The organism is Acidovorax sp. KNOB132 (assembly GCF_057541515.1).
Genome location: NZ_BAAJYT010000332.1, coordinates 1 through 3,380, shown reverse-complemented (window position 1 = coordinate 3,380; position 3,380 = coordinate 1). Strand labels below are relative to the sequence as shown.

General features: G+C 69.0%; 4 protein-coding genes. 2 read left to right on the top strand and 2 right to left on the bottom strand.

Going from position 1 to position 3,380, the window contains the following annotated elements; translation table 11 throughout:
- Positions 1-1,153, bottom strand: a 1,153-nt coding sequence (locus tag AC27IO_RS22005; protein ID WP_498740760.1) for a methyl-accepting chemotaxis protein, incomplete at its 3' end; no start/stop codon positions are given.
- 184 nt (positions 1,154-1,337) lie between these two features.
- Here AC27IO_RS22005 and AC27IO_RS22000 point away from each other — a divergent pair.
- A complete protein-coding gene (locus AC27IO_RS22000; protein ID WP_498740759.1) occupies positions 1,338-2,201 on the top strand; it encodes a 3',5'-nucleoside bisphosphate phosphatase in 864 nt (287 codons plus the stop codon).
- A gap of 11 nt (positions 2,202-2,212) precedes the next feature.
- Positions 2,213-2,848 carry an L-threonylcarbamoyladenylate synthase gene (locus AC27IO_RS21995; RefSeq protein ID WP_498740758.1) on the top strand — a complete coding sequence of 212 codons (636 nt, stop codon included), beginning with the start codon at positions 2,213-2,215 and terminating at the stop codon, positions 2,846-2,848.
- A 54-nt stretch (positions 2,849-2,902) separates the two neighbouring features.
- Here AC27IO_RS21995 and AC27IO_RS21990 read toward each other — a convergent pair.
- Positions 2,903-3,380 (bottom strand): methyl-accepting chemotaxis protein (locus AC27IO_RS21990; protein WP_498740757.1); only part of this gene is annotated, 478 nt, incomplete at its 5' end.

The window sequence follows — 3,380 nt, the reverse complement described above, 5'->3', positions numbered from 1 at the left end:
TCGCCGCGCGGCGGCTTCCACGGCGGCGTTGAGCTGCCAGGATGTTGGTCTGGAAGGCGATGCCGTCGATCACGCCGATGATGTCGCTGATCTTGCGTGAGCTGTCGGTGATCTGCTGCATGCTGGTCACCACCTGGCCCACCACTTCGCCGCCCCGCCCGGCCACCTGCGCCGCCGTGGACGCGAGCTGGTTGGCTTGGCGCGCCGTGTCGGCGGACTGGGTGACGGTGGCGGTCAGCTCTTCCATGCTGGCCGCCGTCTCCTCGAGGTTGGCGGCGGTCTGTTCGGTGCGGGCGGACAGGTCCTGGTTGCCGGTGGCGATCTCGGTGGAGGCGGAGGACACCGACTCCACGCCCGAGCGCACCTCGGCCACCACCCCGCGCAGGCGCGCCGCCATGGCGGACAGCGAGCGAAGCAGGTGGCCCAGCTCATCCTTGCGCGCGTCCTGCACGTCGACGGTCAGATCGCCCTCGGCGATGGCGTCGGCCAGGCCCACGGCGCGGTCCAGCGGCTGGGTGATCGAGTGCACCGTGAGGTACGCCAGGAACACGCCCAGCAACACCACCAGGGCAGCAATCGCCGCGCCGATCCAGTGCGCCTTTTCCCGCTGGCGCCGGCCCTCGGCCTTGGCCGCTTCGCGCTGGCCCTCCTGCTGCTCGACGAAGGTCTCCTGGGTCTGGATGTACTTGGCGACGGCAGGCAGCAAAGTGTCGTCCACGAGCTTGCGGGTGGCGTCGATGTCCCCGCGGCCTTCCTGGGCCTGGGCGGTGATCTTGAGCACGGCGGTGCGCTCGGCGGAGACGCGTTCGAGCTGGGCCTTTTCCTCGGGCGCCACGGCCTGCGCGATGATCTTCTTCTGGATCTCGGTGATGGCGGCGATGTCGTTCTTGACCAGCGCCTTCATGCGGGTGCTCAGCACCTCGTCGGTGGTGACCGCGCTGACCACCACGCGCTCCACGGCCAACTGTGTCATGCCCTTCCAGCGCAAGGCCAGCGAGATGCGGTCTTCATTGGCCTGGACCATGGCGGTGGTGTCGGCATCCACGCGGGCTGTGTAGGCCACGAGGGCATAGACCAGCAGCAGCATGCTGCCCATGAGGCCGAGGATGATGAGCCACAGCTTGCGGCCAACGGAAAGGTTCTGGAAGTTCATCGGGAAATGGGCGAAGGTGAAGAAGCGCAAAAAAGCGCACGGCAGACGATGCAACGCGTGGAGCGTTACCGGCGTGCACTTTTGCTTACATTTTCAGTGGTTGCGCCGATGGGCGTCAGCGGGGTTTTCCATACCTGGTGCGAGATTGCGACACACGGGAGGGCCAGCGCCCTAGAATCGATCCGTGTCCATCCTTCTCAACGCCGACCTGCACTGCCACTCCGTGGTTTCCGACGGCACGCTCACGCCCGAGGAACTGGCCGCCCGGGCGCATGCCAACGGCGTGCAGCTGTGGGCCCTGACGGACCACGACGAGATCGGTGGCCAGCACCGCGCCATGGCCGCCGCCGCATCGCACGGCCTGCCCTACCTCACCGGCGTGGAGATCTCGGTCACCTTCGCCGACACCACGGTGCACATCGTCGGCCTGGGATTCGATCCGGACGACCGACAGCTCAGCCAGGGCCTGGCCGCCACCCGTGGGGGGCGCGGCGAGCGCGCGATGGAAATGTCCCGCCAGTTGACCCAGGTGGGCATCCGCGGTGCCTACGAGGGCGCCCTGCGCTATGTGGGCAATCCGGAGCTCATCTCCCGCACCCATTTCGCGCGCTTTCTGGTGGAAACGGGCGTGTGCCGCGACACCTCCGAGGTGTTCCGCAAATACCTCACCGAAGGCAAGCCCGGCTACGTTCCCCACCGCTGGGCCACGCTCGGCAACGCGGTGCGCTGGATCCACGAGGCCGGCGGCATCGCCGTCATCGCGCATCCGGCCCGCTACAAGTTCAGCGCGAACGCCGAGTACGCGCTCTTCACCGAATTCATCCAGCATGGCGGCCGGGGGGTGGAAGTGGTGACCGGCAGCCATTCCGTGGCCGAGTACGGCGTGTATGCCGCCATGGCCACCGAATTGAACCTCGCCGCGTCGCGCGGCAGCGACTTCCACAGTCCGGACGAATCGCACACCGACCTGGGCGCCCTGCCCTCGCTGCCCGGCGCATTGACCCCCGTGTGGGACCTGCTGGCAGACCGCATCCACACCGCCGCCTGAGGACCTTCCCCTTGGCCCAGTATTTCGAAGTCCACCCCGACAACCCACAGCCCCGGCTGCTCAAGCAGGGCGCCGCGCTGCTCAAGCAAGGCGCGGTGCTGGCCGTGCCCACCGACTCCAGCTACGCGCTGGTGTGCCAACTGGACGACAAGGCGGCCGTGGACCGCCTGCGCCGCATCCGGCAGGTGGACGAAAAGCACCACCTCACCCTGCTGTGCCGCGACCTGTCGGAGCTGGCCAATTACGCCCGCGTGGACAACCGGCAGTACCGCCTGCTCAAGCTGGCGACGCCCGGGCCCTACACCTTCATCCTGGACGCCACCAAGGAAGTGCCCCGCCGCGTGAGCCATCCGCAGCGCAAGACCATCGGCCTGCGCGTGCCGGACCGCAAGGGCCTGCAAATGCTGCTGGAACTGCACGGCGCGCCGCTCCTGGCCACCACCTTCATCGCGCCGGGCGAAACCCTGCCGTTGAACGACCCGCGCGAGATCCGCGAGCGCTACGAGCACCAGATCGACGCCGTCGTCGATGCGGGTGCCTGCCCGCTGGAGCCCACCACCGTGGTGGACCTGACCGACATGTACGACGGCGGCGAACCGCGGGTGGTGCGCGAGGGCCGCGGCAGCCTGCAGGCGCTGGGCCTCTGATGGATGCGGCGCTGACGCGGCACTGAGACGCGAGTCAACGCGCCGCCGCTGCCCTCAGGCCGGCAGGCGCAGAGTGGACGGGCCGTGATGGCCGGGCGAGCCCAGGGCGGGCGCGTCGTCATCGTCCAGCTTGAACGCGCCCACGGCACGCTGCAGGTCGTTCGCGCGTTCCGACAGCACCGACGCGGCCCGCGCCGCCGCCTCCACCATCGCCGCGTTCTGCTGCGTGGCGCCATCCATGTGCGCGACCGCCTGGTTCACATGGGCGATGCCGTCGCTCTGCTCGTGCAGGGCGTGCGAAATCTCACCCAGCAGGGCAGTGACCTGCCCCACGTCGTGCACGATCTCCTGCATCGTCTTGCCCGCCTGGCCGACCAGACCGGTGCCGTTCTGCACCTGCTGCACGGACTCCTGGATCAGTGTGCGGATCTCGCGCGCCGCCACGGCGCTGCGCTGGGCCAGGCTGCGCACCTCGGAGGCCACCACCGCGAAGCCACGGCCCTGCTCGCCCGCGCGGGCCGCTTCCACGGCG